13 protein-coding genes and 1 pseudogene are annotated in these 16,918 nt (G+C 63.5%); 6 read left to right on the top strand and 8 right to left on the bottom strand.

Translation table 11 applies throughout. The annotated features are described in order from the left end of the window. Positions 1-240 precede the first annotated feature (240 nt). The 6 genes from BM342_RS11860 to BM342_RS11835 all read right to left on the bottom strand — a co-directional run bounded on the left by BM342_RS11860 (position 241) and on the right by BM342_RS11835 (position 10,118). Positions 241-1,440: a Wadjet anti-phage system protein JetD domain-containing protein gene (locus BM342_RS11860; protein WP_092965952.1), complete on the bottom strand. Its 1,200-nt coding sequence runs from the start codon at positions 1,438-1,440 to the stop codon at positions 241-243. Continuing rightward, complete coding sequence (locus BM342_RS11855; protein WP_092965950.1) at positions 1,437-4,796, bottom strand: ATP-binding protein; 3,360 nt, start codon at positions 4,794-4,796, stop codon at positions 1,437-1,439. The genes BM342_RS11860 and BM342_RS11855 overlap by 4 nt, the downstream gene beginning before the upstream one ends. Beyond that, complete coding sequence (locus BM342_RS11850) at positions 4,793-5,590, bottom strand: DUF4194 domain-containing protein (protein ID WP_092965948.1); 798 nt, start codon at positions 5,588-5,590, stop codon at positions 4,793-4,795. The genes BM342_RS11855 and BM342_RS11850 overlap by 4 nt, the downstream gene beginning before the upstream one ends. Next, a complete protein-coding gene (locus BM342_RS11845; protein ID WP_092965946.1) occupies positions 5,583-7,052 on the bottom strand; it encodes a DUF3375 domain-containing protein in 1,470 nt (489 codons plus the stop codon). The genes BM342_RS11850 and BM342_RS11845 overlap by 8 nt, the downstream gene beginning before the upstream one ends. Positions 7,053-7,240: 188 nt before the next feature. Beyond that, positions 7,241-7,414 (bottom strand): excalibur calcium-binding domain-containing protein, encoded by a 174-nt coding sequence (locus BM342_RS11840; RefSeq protein WP_092965944.1) that lies wholly within the window; start codon positions 7,412-7,414, stop codon positions 7,241-7,243. A 247-nt stretch (positions 7,415-7,661) separates the two neighbouring features. After that, complete coding sequence (locus tag BM342_RS11835) at positions 7,662-10,118, bottom strand: thrombospondin type 3 repeat-containing protein (protein WP_177232145.1); 2,457 nt, start codon at positions 10,116-10,118, stop codon at positions 7,662-7,664. Between the two features lie 336 nt (positions 10,119-10,454). On the opposite strand from BM342_RS11835, the gene BM342_RS19575 reads away from it, so the two are divergent. Then, entirely contained in the window at positions 10,455-11,636 is a 1,182-nt protein-coding gene (locus tag BM342_RS19575) for a hypothetical protein (RefSeq protein WP_143109854.1), read from the top strand. Positions 11,637-11,712: 76 nt separating this feature from the next. Here the strand turns inward: BM342_RS19575 and BM342_RS20290 are convergent. Together BM342_RS20290 and BM342_RS11825 are read right to left on the bottom strand one after the other, a co-directional pair. Then, positions 11,713-11,781: pseudogene (locus BM342_RS20290) on the bottom strand (hypothetical protein); the annotation flags it as partial. 142 nt (positions 11,782-11,923) lie between these two features. Then, complete coding sequence (locus BM342_RS11825) at positions 11,924-12,544, bottom strand: hypothetical protein (protein ID WP_143109853.1); 621 nt, start codon at positions 12,542-12,544, stop codon at positions 11,924-11,926. Between the two features lie 310 nt (positions 12,545-12,854). On the opposite strand from BM342_RS11825, the gene BM342_RS19570 reads away from it, so the two are divergent. The 5 genes from BM342_RS19570 to BM342_RS11795 all read left to right on the top strand — a co-directional run bounded on the left by BM342_RS19570 (position 12,855) and on the right by BM342_RS11795 (position 16,841). Next, positions 12,855-13,415 carry a hypothetical protein gene (locus BM342_RS19570; RefSeq protein WP_143109852.1) on the top strand — a complete coding sequence of 187 codons (561 nt, stop codon included), beginning with the start codon at positions 12,855-12,857 and terminating at the stop codon, positions 13,413-13,415. A 4-nt stretch (positions 13,416-13,419) separates the two neighbouring features. After that, positions 13,420-13,965, top strand: coding sequence for a hypothetical protein (locus tag BM342_RS11815; RefSeq protein WP_143109851.1), 546 nt, complete (start codon positions 13,420-13,422; stop codon positions 13,963-13,965). A gap of 1,123 nt (positions 13,966-15,088) precedes the next feature. Further along, positions 15,089-15,556 (top strand): hypothetical protein, encoded by a 468-nt coding sequence (locus BM342_RS11805; RefSeq protein WP_143109850.1) that lies wholly within the window; start codon positions 15,089-15,091, stop codon positions 15,554-15,556. A gap of 110 nt (positions 15,557-15,666) precedes the next feature. Then, complete coding sequence (locus BM342_RS11800) at positions 15,667-16,269, top strand: DUF1643 domain-containing protein (RefSeq protein ID WP_092965928.1); 603 nt, start codon at positions 15,667-15,669, stop codon at positions 16,267-16,269. 293 nt (positions 16,270-16,562) lie between these two features. Then, the gene (locus tag BM342_RS11795; RefSeq protein ID WP_092965926.1) at positions 16,563-16,841 is read left to right on the top strand and encodes a hypothetical protein; all 279 of its coding nucleotides are present in this window, start codon (positions 16,563-16,565) and stop codon (positions 16,839-16,841) included. Positions 16,842-16,918: the final 77 nt, after the last annotated feature.

The following is a 16,918-nucleotide window of genomic DNA, read 5'->3' as shown; positions in this document are numbered from 1 at the left end:
GAGATGCCGCATATCGGCTTGATCAGGGGTTTTTCGTTGGACTTGAACCCAAGACCAGAAGATTCACGCATCAAGTGCCGGCCGTTCGGATTCGCATCTTGATCTGCGGTTTTTCAGGAGCATTTCCACCGGATCGGGTGCGTTCACGTTTATCCAACGTTTATTCGGCGGCTGCCACCATGCTGAGGCGCTCGGTTGCTGACTGGGTTCCTTGTGAACGAAGCCGGGTCTGCGATCGCGTCAGCCGGCGACGGCCAACTCGTGGAGCGCTTCTGTAATCGAGATGCGTTCCTGTTCGATCCGGCGGAAGGCCACGTTGCCCGTGGTTGCGATGGCTGCGTAGGCGTCGTTCTCGGCAGCGGTGAGATTACCTAGTCGGATGCTGGACGGCTTGAGGGCGGCGCCGTGCTTGTCGCGGATGACGCCGAGATGTGCGAATCGCGTGAGCGCGTTGAAGTCCATGAGGATCGACTCGAGTCGGATTCCCGAGGTTGCGAAGGCTGCCCGAAGGTGATCGAGGATGGCGTAGCCGTCAGCGTCCATGTCACCCCAGTAGTAGACCCTCTCGGCCGCTCGGATCCATGCGACGTCTGCGAGCAGCGACGATGCCGCCTTGCCGCCGCCTTCGACGACGATGGTGCCCGGGGCGTGCGGGAACCAGAGTCGGCAGTCACGGTTCTCGACGATGAGCACGGTCTGAGGGGCGTAAGCGGGTTGATGGGTGTCGCCGGTGGTCCAGGCGTCGTGGCGTCGTTGTTCGGTTGCGAGGTAGTCGGGGTCGACGTAGGTGAGGTGGGCGACGGCAAGACGCGGGCGGGTCTCTCCAGAGATATCGCGCCCGAGCAGATCTCGTAGGAGCGCTCGATGTGCGTCGAGCCACTTCGTGTGCATCTCAGGGATCGGAAGTTGCCGTGTCGTCCATTCACCCAGATCAGGATGCGCGGCAAGCCACGTGATGGCGCTGATGACCACCTCGACGTCGGCGTCGTCGAGTCGAGCAGTCCGCGCCAGGGCGTTCGCGGTGAGGGCGGCTCCTACGGTGCTGAGACGACGCCCAATGCTGCGGGCCCGGTCGATGTCGACGCCGAACGGCGCACCGCCGAGGCGTTCGAGCACTTGCGTCGCAGCCTGCAGCGATCGAACCCTCAAGCGGAACGGCGCCTCCTGGGGGACACCTGCGACGGTCACCGCGCGAAGCTCGACCTCGGCGCCCGAATGGTCGAGCTCGACGCGACTCCAGGCCTGGCGCCAGTCATTCCAGGCGCCGTGTCCGAGGCCCGCGACGTCGTGCGACCGGCTGACTCCGGGCCTCAGGCTGATCTCCTTCGGTTCCTCAGCGGAGCGTGTCAGTTCCGCGCAGAGCCGGCTGGCCCAGGTATCCGTCAGGTGGGCCCTCAGCGTGGTGGCTGCGTCGTCGGGCCAGACGAGCCGCGGACTCATTCGTGAGCCTGGGGCAGGGCGACTTTCGGCTTGGCCCAGGAGCGCCCGAGGGTGTCTTTGAGGATGTCGTATTCGACGTCGACGTGCGGTTCGATCGCGCTGTACTTGTCGTTCGGAGCGCCGATAATGAGTTGGAAGCCGAGGCCGCGCCACGCGCCGATGGCGCGTTTGGTGAAATGCGCGTCGGCCTTGATCAGTGCTTCGTCGAGGAAGACTGGCGCGTAGCGGGGTCGCTCCGAGCCTGCGTCGCCGAGCTGGTAACGGAGTGCAGCGCCGACGATGAACGCGATGAGTTCCTGCGATTCGCCGCCTGACTTCTCGCCGATGTGGTCGTAGAGCGCGACATGCTGCTTCGTCTGCGCGTGGATGCGTTCGGCGCTGACCCGTACGTGGTTTCGCACATCGACGACCTCAGCGAACTCTGGTGCGTGCCGGCGGAGCCGTTCGATCAGGCGGGACATCCGGCGGTAGATGCGCTCGCGATCCTCTTCGCTTGTGGCCGCCTCGATCTGGGCGCGGACTTCGCGGAGGTCCCGTCGGAAGCGGCGGCGGACCTCGGATTGGTTCTCGCGCAGGGTGATCTGCAGCCGGTGTTCGTCGTCGTAGAAGGGGAGGTCCTGCATGATCTGGTTGATCGGCGTGATGCGATCGCGGATTTCTCGAAGTGCCCGACTGAGTGTCGAGTCGAGGTTCGTCAGGTCATTTCCCGAGAGCTTCAGCAGGCTGTCGCGCCATTCGGTCTCGAGTTCGTGGAGCCCGCTCGTTTCGAGGTCGATGAGGGTCCGTTCGAAATCGGCCAGTGATCGGTCGGGGTCGGCGAGCAGGTTCGGATTCGGCCAGTGGTCGAGGAATGAGGTCATGGTGTGCCGGACGCGTTCGCGCTGCTCGACGAGGGCCTGTTCCGCATCGCGCTGATCGTCGCCGAACCGTCGCGCGGCCGAGTCGAGCTCGGCGTCGAAGCGAGCGAGCACATCTGCCCTCGTGGACGTGTCCTCATGGTCCAGCGCCGTGATCTTGCCGTCTAGATAGGTCGCCTGTTCCGTGGTGAGTGCGCGTGATGCGGACTCGGCCGCATCGATGACGCTCTGTGCTGCGTCGACTTCGTCGGTCGTTTCGGTCCAGGTATCAGCGAGGCGCTTCTTCTCGGCCTTGATCTGGCCGATCTGTTCACGCAGTGCGGCGGTCTGTGCGCGCTTCTGATCGATCTGAGTCTGGATGCTCGCGAGATCAGGGTTCTCGGCGGTGACCTCGAGGATGACTGCCTCCCATCGCTCGCTCTCGGACACGATGGAGGCGACGTCGACCTGTTCCCAGGAGAGATCCCGAAGGGTACCGAAGGCGGCGAGCCGTGCGTCGACAGCATCGAGCTCGGCCTCGGCGCTTTCAGCCTCGGCAGTAGCCGTCACGTGGGCGGTGCGCGCGTCGCGTAGCAGGACCGCGAGCTCGCCGAGCCGTCGCTGTGTCGAGAACCCGAGGACATTGGCACGCCCGTGGCCGCCGTGCGCGCCGCGAGCGCCCTGGGAGATCTGGCCGGAGATCGTGAGCGCCATCCGGTGGGCGCTGAGTTGATCGGGTGAGTCCACGCAGACGAAACCGAACCGCTTCTCGAGTTCGTCCTCGAGCCACCCGGTGAAGGGCGACGCCTTGTAGTCGAGCCGGCCGGGCAGCGTGTGCGGGTCGGCGGCGTTTCGCGGTCGAAGTCCGGTGTGAACGCCCTCGAAACGAAGGCGCTCTCTGATCGACACGGTGTTGATCGCCGCCCGAAACGACGGGAGGTGCGCGGTATCGATCAGCAGGGTCGTCGCGAAGCCGCCGAGTGCGAGGTTGAATGCCTCGCGCCACGGTTCGAACTCGGTGCGTACCTCGATGAGTTCTCCGACGAACGGAACTTCGCCCGGTTCGAGGCCGGCGGTGTGCGCGAGGAGGTCGCGTGCGGCGCGAAGCGGCTCGGGGATGTTGTCTTGGCGGCCCTTGATTTGTTGCTCTTCGGTTTCGAGGGAGTCGACCGCCCCCTTCGCGGTCTTGAGGGCGTTCAGCGCCGTTGCATACTTCGTGCGTGCGGTCTGCTTGGCTTCTGGGTCGGCGAGCTCTTCGACCACGCGGGCGGACAGGTTGTGGAATTCCTCCGCCGTCGTGACCGTGTCGTTCAGTATTTCGAGCGCGGCGTCGAGCTTTCGGCGCTCGCGTGCTGCGCCTTCGAGTCTCGGCGTCAGTGCCCGGAGTTCGCGCTTCGCGGTTTCGAGGCGGTCGCCTCCGGCGGCCCGGCGCACTTCGAGCAAGCCTTCGTACTCGGCCTCGGCAGCATCAGCCAACGCCGCGGCTTCGCTCGATCTCGCTGCGGCGTCATGCGTTTTCGATCGGAGTTCGGTTTCGAGGTCGCGGAGGAGTTCCAGGCGCTTCGATGCCCGCCACAGCGACGCGAGCGAATCCGGGTCGGTGAACCGACCGACTTCGTCCAGCACTCGGAGTCTGTCAGCGGCCGCTTCAATGCGTTCGCGGGCGGTCCGGATCGGTTCGAGCGCGCGTACCTGCTGCTGGGCGGTGAGCATGCGCGTGCGGGTGCTTTCGAGGCTGTCGAAGTGGGTGACCACGTCGTCTGCGGCGGCAAGCGTTGCCGGCTCCTCGAGGACCATCCGCTTGTAGAGGTCATCGACCGTCGTGATCTGCTGGCCCGCCTGAATGCGGGCGAGCAGACTCATCGCTTTCGCCCCGGCACCCGCCGCACCGATGCCGAGCACGTTGTGCAGGCGTGCCGAGAATTCGCGATCGGTCGGCAAAGTGTCGAGCCCGGTCGCCTTCACCGATGCGTCCGTGAGTCGCTGCTGCGCTGCGCCCTCGAGGCCGCTCAGGTCGAACGAGCCGCCGACGGTCGCGCGGACGCGGACCGCGTCTTCGAGGACGCGGGCATTCGCAGGGATGTACCACGCGCGGACCGCGGTGAACTGCGAACCATCGTGGTCGAGCCAGGTCATGGAGATCGCGGTCCACGTGTCAACGCCATCGCCGCGGAGCACAGTGAGCTTCGTGCCTTCGTCGGTGCGGGTCTCGTCAGTCTTGCCGCGCCCGTACGAGAGGATGTTGCGCTGGTCCTGACCCCGCGGGCGACCGATCACGGCACCGTTCGACGCGCCGTTGAAAGGCGTGGTGTGCGGCATCATGAGTGCAACGTAAGCGTCCATGAGTGTGGATTTCCCCGAGCCGGAGCCGCCGCAGAGCAGGGTCGCAGTGGGGGAGAAGCGCACCCGGTGGTGGCCGTCGTATCCGCCCCAGTTCACCAGTTGCAGGTCGCCGGCGACCCACTGCTGCCCGCGGGAGGCGGCCGGGATGAGACCGAAGAGAGTGTCGAGCATCGTCATCGGATGACCTCCGTACCATCAGCGTCGAAGTCGTCGGCGGCGGCCTCGTCTGATTCTTCGGCGTCGAGGTCGAGCGCTCCCGCCTCACCGGCTTGGCTTCGCTCTTCGAGCCAGTCCTTCAGTTCGTTCAATCGCGGAGAACTGAGCACGATCTCCACGAGCGGGCTGATGCGGTAACGGCCCTCTGACTCCTCGTCGAGGATCCCGTCCTGTCGAAGACGGTTGACTGCGCCGCGAATCGTCTTCTGGCGGCGGGCGGTGTCGCCATCGGCTGCGGTGAAGTACGTCAGGGCAGTCTGTTCGATCTCTTCGATGTCGACGCGTGCCGAACCTTCGCCTGCCGTCGTCTCGCGCTGGTAGACGGTGCGCAAGTGGACCAGCACGAGGGTCTCGGCACGTGAGTACGCCTCGTCACGGAGCAGGATGGGGATCTCCAGTTCGTCGGAACGCACCTGCTCCTTGTAGGCGACACCGCGATCGTGATCGACGACGAGGCGCACGAACAGGTCGTGCAGCCTGGATTCGATCATGTGCTGGTTCTCGAGCAGCACCGCCCACTCCGAGCGACTGCGATCGGCGAGTAGGAATCGCCGCTGCAGGAGCCGGACGAGCACACGGCGCACCTCGGGATCAAGGACGCCGCGGTCACCCGCGAAGAGCTCATCCGCGTCGTTCTCCATCGCCACGGGTGCGATGAAGGCCGCATCGGCCGTCGCATCCACGTCGTCCCTCGGGTCCAGCTCATCTTCGAACTCGCGACGATCGAATTCAGTGGTGGGTGCGAGGTCAGTCATTCTCGAGTTCCTTCTGACGCTGGACAGTGATGGAGCCGAAGGCGAAGCGTCGCCGCGTGCCATCCGGACGCAGCGCCTCAACGACGGAAACGGACTCGCCTTCCGTCATGCCAGCGCGATGCGCAATTTCAAGCAGGCCGAGGAGATCGACCGGGCGCCGGTTCGCGTCCTCGATGCCCTCGAACGCGGCCGCGAGGTCGAACTGGTCACCGAGTGTCGCGGTGTAGTCCTCGAGCTCGGCGTAGTGAGGCCCGCCCCAGGCCCGGGTATCGGCGTCCACGAACTCGGCATCCTTCGAGGTCGACAGTGGCTCAGGTGCACCGGGCGGGCGAAGATCGCTGAGCGACTGGCGAAGATGCCCCACATCCGCGACCGGCAGGGTGTGCAACGGCTCGACGCGTTCGCTGGATCGGGAGACGCGCATCCAGGCATGCATTCCGGACATGACGCCGCGAAGCAGGTCGTCCACTTGGCGGTCGCGAATCGGGTCGTGGGTGCGGACCTGCGCGGTGATGATCTGGGAGGCTCGTCGCTGCGCGGTGAGTACGTCCGCGACGCCCTGCTCGACCTGCCTGCCGATCGCGTCGAGGTCTGCACGCTGCGCCGGCGCCATCAGGTGAGAGAACGGCTGAGCGAGCAGGGTGGCCAACTGCCCGGTCAGTCGATCGATGCGTTCAGGATCACCGAGCAGCCGCAGAGCTCCCTCGAACGCGCGGCCTTCAGGCGTCGACTGCATCACGTGCTTGCCGCGCTGCAAGTACTCGCGCAGCACATCACCCGTGGGGCGCTCGTCGCGCCGCAGCTCGGCGACCACATCGCGCTGCATCGCCTTGATCGACTCCGCCACACGGGAGAAGTCGGCCGGCAACTCACGCGAGAGGTGGAGTACGTTCTCGGCTTCCTCAAGAAGTTGCTCGTCGTCGATCGGGGCAGCGCCATCACGCTGCAGTCGTTCGATCTCGGCATCGAGCGCAGCTCGCTCATCGAGAAGCCGCTCGAGCCGCGCGGCGGGGTCGGATTCGGCATCCATAGCCAAGCGGTCGACAGCCTCGAGCAAGGTGCGAACTCGCGACCGTGAGACGCGAGCTCGCCCACCACCAGTACGACCGGCGATCTCGAGCGCACCCACCGCGTGCGCGGTCAGGCGATACACCTCGACGTCGCCCTCGAGCTGTGGAGCGAGCCACCCACCCCGAACCCATTGCCGGCAGATCTCACGCGCACTGCCCACTGGGAGCCGGCGATCATCCTCGTCGTACCCAGCCGCCCGAAGCTCGTCGAGGGCCTCGCCAATCTCCGCGTGTGCGTCAGCAACCGCGACAAAGGGACGATCGGTAGCAAAGACCAGAGAGAGGACCGCGACGACGAACGGTGCGAAGCGGCCATGCAGAAGGTCGAGCGTGGGGTCTCGGAAAGTCGCGAGGGCGCGTTGGTACGCCGCTTCAGCTCGGGTGCTTGGCATCGGATCGACTTTAGCCACCACCTCAGACACGCCTGTACGAATCGCCGCACACGGTTGCAGACCCACGCCTTGGCCGACCTGGAAGAGCTCCCACTTGCTTCGGGGGGAGCCGGGATGACACCTCACCCGACGCCAGCACGGCCTACGGAACCGCGCCTCCGTCGGGAATGGTGCTCAGAAATCTCGGCTCAGGTATCGCAGCCGATGCCGTCACCGTCGCGGTCGAATTTGGACTGCCACCCGGGGTCGCCCGGGTGAATCGGCGCAGCGCCTGCAGCGCGGACCGCGTCGCAGTTCTGGTAGTACGGTGCCGGTGCCGAAACCCCGACGCCGCACGCGGTCAGGTAGTCGGCGGTCTGCACGGTCTCGGTCGTGTAAAAACGGAGACTGCTCCTTCAGTCCAGCATCACAGTCGTTGAGCCACGTTTCGGTCAGTCTTCGACACCACTTCGGGGGCAGAACTGCGAGCGAACTCGCCGGCCGCGGGGGACCCCAATCGACTGGGCGTAGATCAGCGGACAGGGGTTAGGGCATGTCGGATGCGAGGGATTGCCGGGCGCTTCTCGGGAGCCCGGTTGGGACGAACCGCGACTCGTGATCGTCTGAGCTTCAGTTCGTGCGGCTCCGCAAGACCCTTGAAGTTCCGAACCCAACTGCGCCGGCCGACAGCAGCGCGATCGCGACCAACACCCACGGAAGCGGCTGTGCTCCCGCCGATGGCAACGAACCAGACACCACCGGTGTCGACCGGGAGGCGCCTGTGCCAGCCGCTCCAGTCACTGGGCCAGGCGCGGGTGTCGGTGGAGGGTCCGTCGCTGGAGGCGTAGCTGCCGACAGGACCTCCAGTTCGTACGTCACCTCCGTGAACCCGCCGTTCGCGCCTGGTCCGTAGAGGACGAGTTCGTGCGTCCCGGGTTCCGCGTCGGTGGGGATCGTGACAGTTGCCTCGAGGGTCCCGTCCGCGGTCGTTGGCACCGCCCCCAGCGGCCTCGGTGTCGAGAACATCGTGAGTGAGATCAGAGTCAACGGGCCGAAACTGAGCGGGCCCACCCTGACAGTCGAGCCGGCCATCACCTCACCAAGCGACGGCCCGTCAACGTACACCGCTTCCGGGTGTGCCTTCACGGTCGGGTTCGCAAGCGGGTGCGGCCCAGGGGGACCGGTGGTGTCCTTCAACAGCCCGACGCTGCCCCACGCTCCTCCATACCCGTACCAGGCTGTGTCTTCCACATTGACGAGGTTCTGCCAGGTTCGCCAGTTCGCCCCGTTTTCAGAGCAGTCATCGAGTGTCTGCATGCTGGAGTCCTCGGTCGAGACGAAGAAGTTACAGTCCAGCGACCAGTACGAGCCGTGCCCTTCCTCCGCGGCGTACACGTGCGGATGGGTTCCGCCGAGCTTGGTCACTTCGCCCCACGGGACAACGTGGGACCAGTGATGGAAGAAGTACTCGACGGCTAGCGGTTCGTTCTCCGTATCGAGCCTGACGACGATGTGCTCCCAGTCGCCTTGGTGCTTGATGCCGGCGACACCGGCCGCGCCGGACCCGGGGACACTGTTCGGGAAGAAGAACCAGTACGCGATATAGCTCCCCGGGACGTACTGTGTGTACACCGGCACGCCCCCGGACTCGACTTCGAGGTCGGTCGCACCGGCCAGGATCCCTGAATCGAGCGCACTATCGGTCAGATCGAGGTAGAACCCTTCGGCTTTATGCCCGATGTCCGGGCTCTTGCACTGGCCTGTCGGTGAGGCCGGGGACTCGCAGAGCGGCATCCGTGGTCGGGTGACCTCGTTCGAGCTGAACGCGCGTGTTGCCTTCCCTGGGACAGCGTCAGTGGCGGGGTCGTACAAATACCCGCCATCGCCGAGCGTCACAAGGTTCGGCGGCCCGAATGAGTAGTACGGCGCTTCGGCCTTCTTCGCCCACTTCAAGATGGTGTTCGCAGCGAACTTCTCGGCGGGCATTGGGTTGGAGTCCTCGTTGTCGTGGATGAACACGAGCGGGGCGTAGCAGACGACCGGGTTGTCCTTGCAGGGATCTTCGGGGCATCCATCGACCGTGCCCGGAGCAGGGACGGTAGGGCAGTCGTCCCGGTGATCCGGGACGGCGTCACCGTCACTGTCAGGGCATCCCGTCATAGATCCTCCGCCAGGAGTGGTGACGCATTCGTCTCGGGTGTCAGGGACACCGTCGCTGTCGGTGTCGACCTCCTCGCAGTCATCGCCCGGGACGATGGGGCAGAGGTCGACATCGTCGTCGATCCCGTCGTCATCGGTGTCGACGTCTGACGGGTCGGTCCAGATTTCATACTCCAGGCAGTCGCCGAGGCGGTCGCCATCGGAGTCGACTGTGGTGTCGCAGTCAGCGCGTTGGTACCGGAAGAAGTTCTCCTCAACATAGAACCCCGGCTGATCTCCGTCGACCTCGTAGTAGAGGTAGCAGTGGCCGACGGCAGCTTGCGCCTCTTCGGACGCGACTGGGTAGCCAGGAGTTGGCCGGCCGGGTTCGTAACACGAGTTCGGGATCCATGTCTGGGCTTGATCGAACGTGGTCCCGGTGCTGTCGTTTCCACATCCCACAGTCTTGTGCTCTATCGCGTAAGGGTAGGCGTCGCTCTTGAACCAGGCATCGACGAACAACCCGTCGATGTCCATCGTGAACTCTCCGAACCCGCCAGCGAGTGCGTCGATAGTGTCTGTCTCAACCTGTGTGCAGGGTGGGCCGTGGAACACCACCCGATAGTTGCCCTTCACCGCACCGCTGTAGCGTGCTTCGCACACCCCCTCGCCGGAACCGGTCGTCACCCACGTCCTCACCTCGGAGCGATCCGATGTCCAATTCGAGGTCGGTCGTTCCTCGTAGGAGAAGGCCCACATCTGCCCTTCGCCGTACCACTCGCACCCCTCGCCAGGAACGGGTTCCGGGAGTTCTCCCGGTGTCGGCCACTGATACGGGGCAGGGAGCGGTTTCGGTGCTCGACCTGCCGATGTGCTGGCAGCAACGGAGAGCTCGGCCGCAGCTGCAGCCGACTCGCCTGCGACATCGCCTGCCGGTGTGACCGTCATGGAGAGTCCTGCGACCATCGCCAGTACCGCGGCCGCAGCGAACAACGTTTTCAGCCGCACGAGGGCTCCGGAGTATCCGCGCAGATGGTCCGGGTTCGGGGTCTCGGGTTGTGGGTTGACCTCACGGTGGCACACCTCAGCCGCTCTGGTCGGGTCACCCCCATGGTCGCAGAAAGCCCTCCGATTGGAGCACCCCCAGAACTGGTTGCTTCCCCGGCTTATCACGATCGCTTGGGTGGTCACACGGGCGAGACGGTGCGCCGCATTCCTCACAGGAGACCCCACCCCGCCGCTGCTCGAATTCCGCGCGACATTAGCCATCGGTATGGTCGACTTGTGCACCGCATCCTTCCCGAGTACCCCTCACTCAGTCGGTCGGAGGTTGCCGAGGGTGCGGCGAAACGCCTTGCCAAGTCGCGACGCAAATTCATAGGGCAGGGCAGCCGATACCCCGCAGAAGAGCCGTGGATTATCGACGCCGTCGGTCGCGCTGGTGCATTTGATCATGCCTCGACTTCAGTGATTCATGAATGGCTCAAGGGTTGGCGAATTCCGACTCGGGATCCCGCCATCCTCGACGTCCAAACATCGTTGGCGGTGTTTGTGGGTGTGATCGAATCGAAGGGGATGCCTGAGACAAGCCCATTGCAAGGTGGTGCACCGTTTGTCACAATCAGTTCTCACTTCGTTGAGATCTGTTCTCGGATTGCGGATTTATTCCCGTTCTTCGCGTCATTGGTGGCTCGAGGCCCGAACGTCGATCAAATGAATACTGCTCGTTGGTTGCCTGCGGAGTACCTCGATCCTGAGGTGTCTGCTTCGAGGGAGGCGCTCGAACTCATTCGTGGGCACAAAGATGGGCTGTTCACCGCTCGGACAACTGCAGCCGCGGTTCGATGGGCTATCGCCCACGAGATGGCGCATGCGGTGGCATCCAAAGCGGAGCGGCGCGAAGCTTACGAGCAAACAGCGGTTCTGTGGTCCGGTCTGGAAGAGGAGCAGTGGTTTCCCAAGCGTCACCACCTTGCCAATTTCAGGGAGTCCATTGAGCGCTACCGCGATGAAGTTGCCTGCGACCTCCTGGCGAACAAGTACGTGCTCATGTCGCCATTTGGCGTGGATGATCTCGTGACGCAAGTCTCTGGTGCACTACTTGCGCTCGAGGCGATCAAGTGGGACGGCTGGACACAGGACGGCTCTGCGATTTCCCAGACGCATCCGTCACCCGCGCTGCGGTTCAAACTCATCTGGCTAAGTTGGCTCGACACACTCCAGGATCCGGAGACGTGGGCTGGCCGTGACGCGCCCGGTCCATTGGGTCTGCAAGACTTCGCACACTGGCGAGCCTATGAGAAGTGGATTTCTGGCGCGTACCGCGATGGCCGCGAGGGCGCGGCGTGGGATCGCGACATCAGTGAGACGCTAGATTTCCTGCGGATGCGTGAGATCCCCGTCGCAGCTGACCCCGTTTATGTTCGAGACCACAATGGCGCGGTGCAACTGGTACGTCCAGGTTGACCGAAATCAGAGCACACCACTGCGCGGGCCGCCGCTCCTTCTCATAGACGGATGCCGATCTCCAGAGTTGGTTGATTCACGCGACGCCAGCGCCCGCGAGCGCCGCGGTCCCGTGTACGACCCATACCCCAAGCCGTGCCCGCGTCGCGGTCTGGGGCGTTCAGCACGTTTTCTGCAGCAACGCGAGCGAATGAGACCCAGACCGCCCTACGGTGCGGTCGTCAGAGCATCCGGTTCGACGGCCGAAGGTGTTGCTGCGCGCCCTACGCCATCGTTTTCCAAGGCGGTCAATCATCCGCGTCGGCATCTGGCAGGTCGAACATGGGAGACCGGTAGGTGCGCTCGCCGTCGAGGACGCCAATATCGCGACGCATGAGCTCGTACACGGCAGACCTCGCCGATTGAACCTCGTTGGAGGTCGGCATCGTGTGACCTAATGCCCATGCCTGCTGAATCTCAGCCATGCTCCAGTTGAATAGCTCCCGTGCGGCAACTAGGACGTCGGCGCTACTGACGAGGCTGAGTCGAGCCGTTGACCTCGCCCATTCGTCCCGGAGGCCCTGCTCGATCGTTCGCAGCGCGTCTCTTTGCGCGTCGATCGCGTGAGCTTCGACCTCCGCCCCGTCGCGGTGTCGCAGGATCCGCTGGGTGGCGAAGGCCCGCACGTCCTCTCGGAGGTCGATCCAACGATCGAAGCAATCGAGGTATTCGGCGTACACGACACGTCGCGCGTCCCGGATGGCTTCGAGGGAGGCGTGCGCAAGTTGAGCCTGAAGCGATCGACGTTGACTGCGTGCGCTCACCATGGCGACCACCACGGCGAATATCGCGGTGATTAGCGCGCCTGCCAGGGTGCCGACAACTGCCACCACGGACGAAGTGGCCCCCGCCGACTCTGCGCTCAGCATGACGGAACGCTAGCGCTATATGCGCCCCGGAGAAAGGAGGACGTCATAGATGGGGCCCAACGGGCCCTCCATCGCCGGGCTCAGTGCGCCTGCTGGATGCGGTTGAAGCGCTCGGCCTTCCCGTTCTGCCATGGGCGCTGGACCCGTGAGTTTCCGCCTCTGCGTCAACCCCGCGAGGGTGACCAGAATAGATGTGTCATAGGGGCGAATACCTGGCCGACTCCGACCAAGAAGGGAACGACTATGTTGCCGTCGCGCCTCATCCGCTGCGCCTGCTGCCAGGCGTGGTCTAAACGCTAGGCTCTGGCCCGTGGAGTCTATCGAGTGGGGCAGTATTGCTGATTGGTTTGCAGCGGTCGGAACAGTGGGCGCTCTATTCGCAACTCTCTATGTCATTAGGTCCGACCAGAAGTCGAAGCGGCGGCAATTAGCTGATCAGGTAGTGACGACGCTCAATCTGGCGGGCCGATATAACGGATCGACTACCGAGTACAGTCTCCTCTTCAACGTCTCCAATTTCAGCCCGCTTTCCGTTATCGGTATTGCTCTCATCGGACCGAACGTGGATGTACGGAACGACGGAACAGAAGAGCATGCAGAGGCGATGTACTTCGAGGCCATCGTTCCTGACCACGAGGAAATGGATCGTCAGCTCGAAGGTGAGGCCGATACCAATGCCCATGGACTTCCTCCGGGGGAGTCTCGGTCGCGCACTTTCGTATCCACGTTTCGGCCTCCATTTGAGGAGTTCTACGTGATGATCGTCGATGGCCAGGGACGGCGATGGATGCGGTCAACCCTCACAGCGGAGTACGTCTCTGGCCGCAAGTCCAAGAGGATCGTTCAACGCGCAATGGATAACCAGTTTTAGGGCCATGGATTCATCTGAGTGGGGAGTTGTCGCTGACTGGTTTGCAGCGATTGGAACCGTTGGTGCGTTAGTAGCCACGCTCATTGTGATACTTCGTGACCAGAGGTCTCGCAAGAGAGAACTCGTGGATCAGGTCGTCACTGAGCTGAGCGGAAACTACAACAGGCAGTCCGGTCACGACATCAGCATCAACGTGGCCAACTACAGCCCCATGGCGCTGCTCAGCGTGTACCTGATAGGCCCGGACTTAGATGCGAGGGTTCGACTAAAGGACGCTGAGGAGGATTGGTCCGAGGCGATGCTGTACATCCAGGCTGTCCCCGATCCGTTGCGAGAGATTGAGCACAAGTCTGGTTTCCACGTCCTTCAGCCAGGCAATTCAGCGAGGCAGGAGATCTACCAGAAGCACTACTCAGACTTGACTGACTTCTACATCGAGCTACTAGATGGTCGTGGTCGGCGTTGGGTGCGAGGCGCATTGTCTCGTGAGTATGTGAGCGCACGCAAAGCTCGGAAGGTCGTAAAGCATGCCCGAGACAATGCGACCTAGAAGGGCCAGCTAAGGTCCTGCTCTCTACTCGTCTTGTTCGTGCGACGTTTGCAGCATGAGCACGAGGAGAAACACGAGGCCGCCGAGCAATGCCCCGACGAGATACGGAGCCAACGAGTTGTCGAGGAATGGGGCGACCAACTGACATGACACCGTACTGAACGAAGAGAGATCGCCGTGGGCGGGATTCGTCGATGAGATCTGCAACCCGGCGATCGGCGGTGTCGTGTCGCCCGTGCAGTACCAGAGCGTCCGAGCGAGGAAAGCCAGCACTGCCGCACCAGCGGCTGAGGCGAGGCCGAGGAAAGTTACGCCGCCGTGGCGGCTCGCTTTGTCCCAGCTGTCTCCATGGTCTGCTTGGTCCGTTCTGTGCTGACGGGGTTCACCGGATGCCCGGAAGGGTGGTCCTGGCCGCTTCTGACGGCACCATACTGAATTGCGCTGACGCCGAAGCTCTGTTTGCGCGTTTGGTCTGTCGCTATCTGCCCGAACGGGCGGTTCGATTGGGGAGCGAGCTGTGAGATGAGTGCGCGTCTGACTCTCAGCCAAGCGTGACGACCCCTGCGAGCCGGTAGCACAATCATCTCCGTCTCCGAATCAAAAGGCTCAATCACCTTCACAATGTGGAGTAGTCATGCTGCGAATCCACCTTCTGGGACATACCTTCGGTGGGCGTAGCGCAGCATCGCGATCTGATCAACGTTCCAACGGTCCAGGAACTCCATCGCAAACATCGCCTCGTCCGCGGTCCGCACCTTCTCATTGCATGTTCGCATTCGTCTTCGCGATCGTTCAGCGTGCGCTGCACGGGCCGATGCCGACCAACATCCTGCTCGAAGCGATCACACCCATCGCGGACTCAGGTCGGGCGTCCCGGCGACGCTGGTCCCGGTGCGGTGTGGCCCGGCATGATTCGGCCTGGGTTTCGTTCCTATCAGAACGAAATCCAAGCCGCTTCAGATTGAACGCCAACCGCAAGCCGACCGATTCCAAAGGTCTTGATAGTCCGGGATAGAGTCGCGCACGTGATGACGGAACTCGTGCCCGCGTGGTCGTGAAAGTTGAGGAGTCCTGGTATTCACAGCTGCGAGAGCGGTGGAGGCCGCAACATGTCAGGCTGCTGATGATCGCCGAGAGCCCGCCCGACGATGGCGGGGACCTCCTTCATCGGCGATTCTTCTACGCGGACAGGCTTGGTGCTGACAACCTCTTCCGTGGCGTCGTCGATGCTATCTTTGGGACCACGAAGGATGAGCTGAAGCGAACGGGGAAGCGCCCATGGCTGGAGCGCCTTCAGGCTGAAGGGTTCTTCTTGATCGATCTGGCACCGTACCCGGTCAACGGTCTCAGCGGTGCAGCACGTCGGCGTGCCCTGCTTGACGCTGTTCCCGGGTGCGTGTCCCGCGCAGCGAGACTTTCGCCCGACGGCGTTGTCGTAATCAAGGCAGATCTGTACCCGATGCTCGAGGGTCCCCTCCGCGACGCCGGCCTCGCGCTCCTGCAAGACGGCCCGATCGCGTTTCCCCTTGGGAACACACGTGCCGAGTTCGTCGACGGGTTCAACCGGGCTCGGTCGAATCTCGGGGCGTGAACCCGTAGACGCGAGGTCAGCGGGCTGCCTGTCGTCGACCGCTGCCGCGTTTTTGCACGGTTCGATTTGTCAGTGATGGTGGGACTGCCGTCCGCTACAAATCCGTGACCATGACCAACGAAGGAGCAGCTGTGACAACCGAGTCGATCTACGCGAACACCCTGGATAATTCCGCCCGCTTCCTGCTCGGCACAGAGGGCGAGAACCCGCTCATCGTCGTCGGTGTGAACCCGAGTACCGCAGCGCCTGGTGATCTCGACCTCACGGTCACCAAAGTGACAGAGTTCGCCAGGCGCAACAACTTCGATAGCTGGGTAATGCTCAACCTCTATCCGCAACGTTCGACCGATCCGACGGATATGCACGACGTACTCGACCCCGCGCTGCAGGCCGAGAATGAGCGACACATCGCCGCGTTCATCAACGGCCGTCCGCTGACGATCCTGGCTGCGTGGGGCGAGCTGATGGACTCCCGGCCCTACCTGCCTACGCTGCTCGCTGGGATCCTCACCTTGCCCGAGCTATCGAACTGCACCTGGATGTCGATCGACGAACTGACTGCGACGGGTCACCCGCGCCACCCCTCACGCGCGGGCTATGACTGGCCGCTTCGACCCTTCGACGTCGTGCCCTACCTCGCAATCGTCACGGCCCGAGCCGAAGCCAAAGCGAAGAGAAGATCCGGCCGTGCCGCGACGTTGCCGCGGACATGAACCACACGCCGCCGCCAGTACGCTGCTGGCCCCCCGGAGTAGTCGTGGCGTGTTTCGCGCGCCGAATCACGCAGTTCACTAGTGGCAAGGCGACTGTGGATAGCTTGGAGGTCAGGTCGGCTCGGCCGTTCGCCTCTTCGCCCGACCGTCACCTTCCCAGGCTGTGGGCGCTTGCCCAATCGGTGCGGCCAAATTCTCTAGGAGCGTGGCACAAGCGCTATCCGCGACCGTCGCCCATGCTTCGATAGACGGGGTAGCCCAAACGAGCCGATCTCGAGCGCTACCCTGTGCACATGCCCAAGTACGAAGCCTCCCCTGAAGAAGCCGAAGCGAGCCTGCGTGAGAGCGGTGAAGCAATCTTCACGCTGGAGAACGCACTCGCCGTAGCTGAGGAACGCTCTGAGCAACTGGAGCAAGAGATTGGTGATGCCTTCGACATCGGGGACTCCGGGCGACAGGCAAGCCTTGAAGCAGAGATGGAGCGGGTGCAGCAGGAAATCCAGAACATCAATACTGACCTCGAGGGCGCGAACCAGCACCACATCGACAACCAGACGTTCTGGGGCTTCTGAGCCGGCCGGGGGAACGTAATTGGAGGGCTCTGTCTCGAGCGATCCGATTCACGAGGGTAGTGAGTGACGTTCAGAAC

It is taken from the genome of Agromyces sp. CF514, from assembly GCF_900113185.1.
Taxonomy (GTDB): Bacteria; Actinomycetota; Actinomycetes; order Actinomycetales; family Microbacteriaceae; genus Agromyces.
This window is presented reverse-complemented; position numbering and strand designations above follow the sequence as displayed.

Bases quoted from the DNA above. Each gene is read 5' to 3' on its own strand.
- BM342_RS11860 (WP_092965952.1), bottom strand. From the start codon at position 1,440: ATGAGTCCGCGGCTCGTCTGGCCCGACGACGCAGCCACCACGCTGAGG.
- BM342_RS11855 (WP_092965950.1), bottom strand. From the start codon at position 4,796: ATGACGATGCTCGACACTCTCTTCGGTCTCATCCCGGCCGCCTCCCGC.
- BM342_RS11850 (WP_092965948.1), bottom strand. From the start codon at position 5,590: ATGACTGACCTCGCACCCACCACTGAATTCGATCGTCGCGAGTTCGAA.
- BM342_RS11845 (WP_092965946.1), bottom strand. From the start codon at position 7,052: ATGCCAAGCACCCGAGCTGAAGCGGCGTACCAACGCGCCCTCGCGACT.
- BM342_RS11835 (WP_177232145.1), bottom strand. From the start codon at position 10,118: ATGACGGTCACACCGGCAGGCGATGTCGCAGGCGAGTCGGCTGCAGCT.
- BM342_RS11825 (WP_143109853.1), bottom strand. From the start codon at position 12,544: ATGCTGAGCGCAGAGTCGGCGGGGGCCACTTCGTCCGTGGTGGCAGTT.
- BM342_RS11815 (WP_143109851.1), top strand. From the start codon at position 13,420: ATGGATTCATCTGAGTGGGGAGTTGTCGCTGACTGGTTTGCAGCGATT.
- BM342_RS11805 (WP_143109850.1), top strand. From the start codon at position 15,089: ATGATCGCCGAGAGCCCGCCCGACGATGGCGGGGACCTCCTTCATCGG.
- BM342_RS11800 (WP_092965928.1), top strand. From the start codon at position 15,667: ATGACCAACGAAGGAGCAGCTGTGACAACCGAGTCGATCTACGCGAAC.
- BM342_RS11795 (WP_092965926.1), top strand. From the start codon at position 16,563: ATGCCCAAGTACGAAGCCTCCCCTGAAGAAGCCGAAGCGAGCCTGCGT.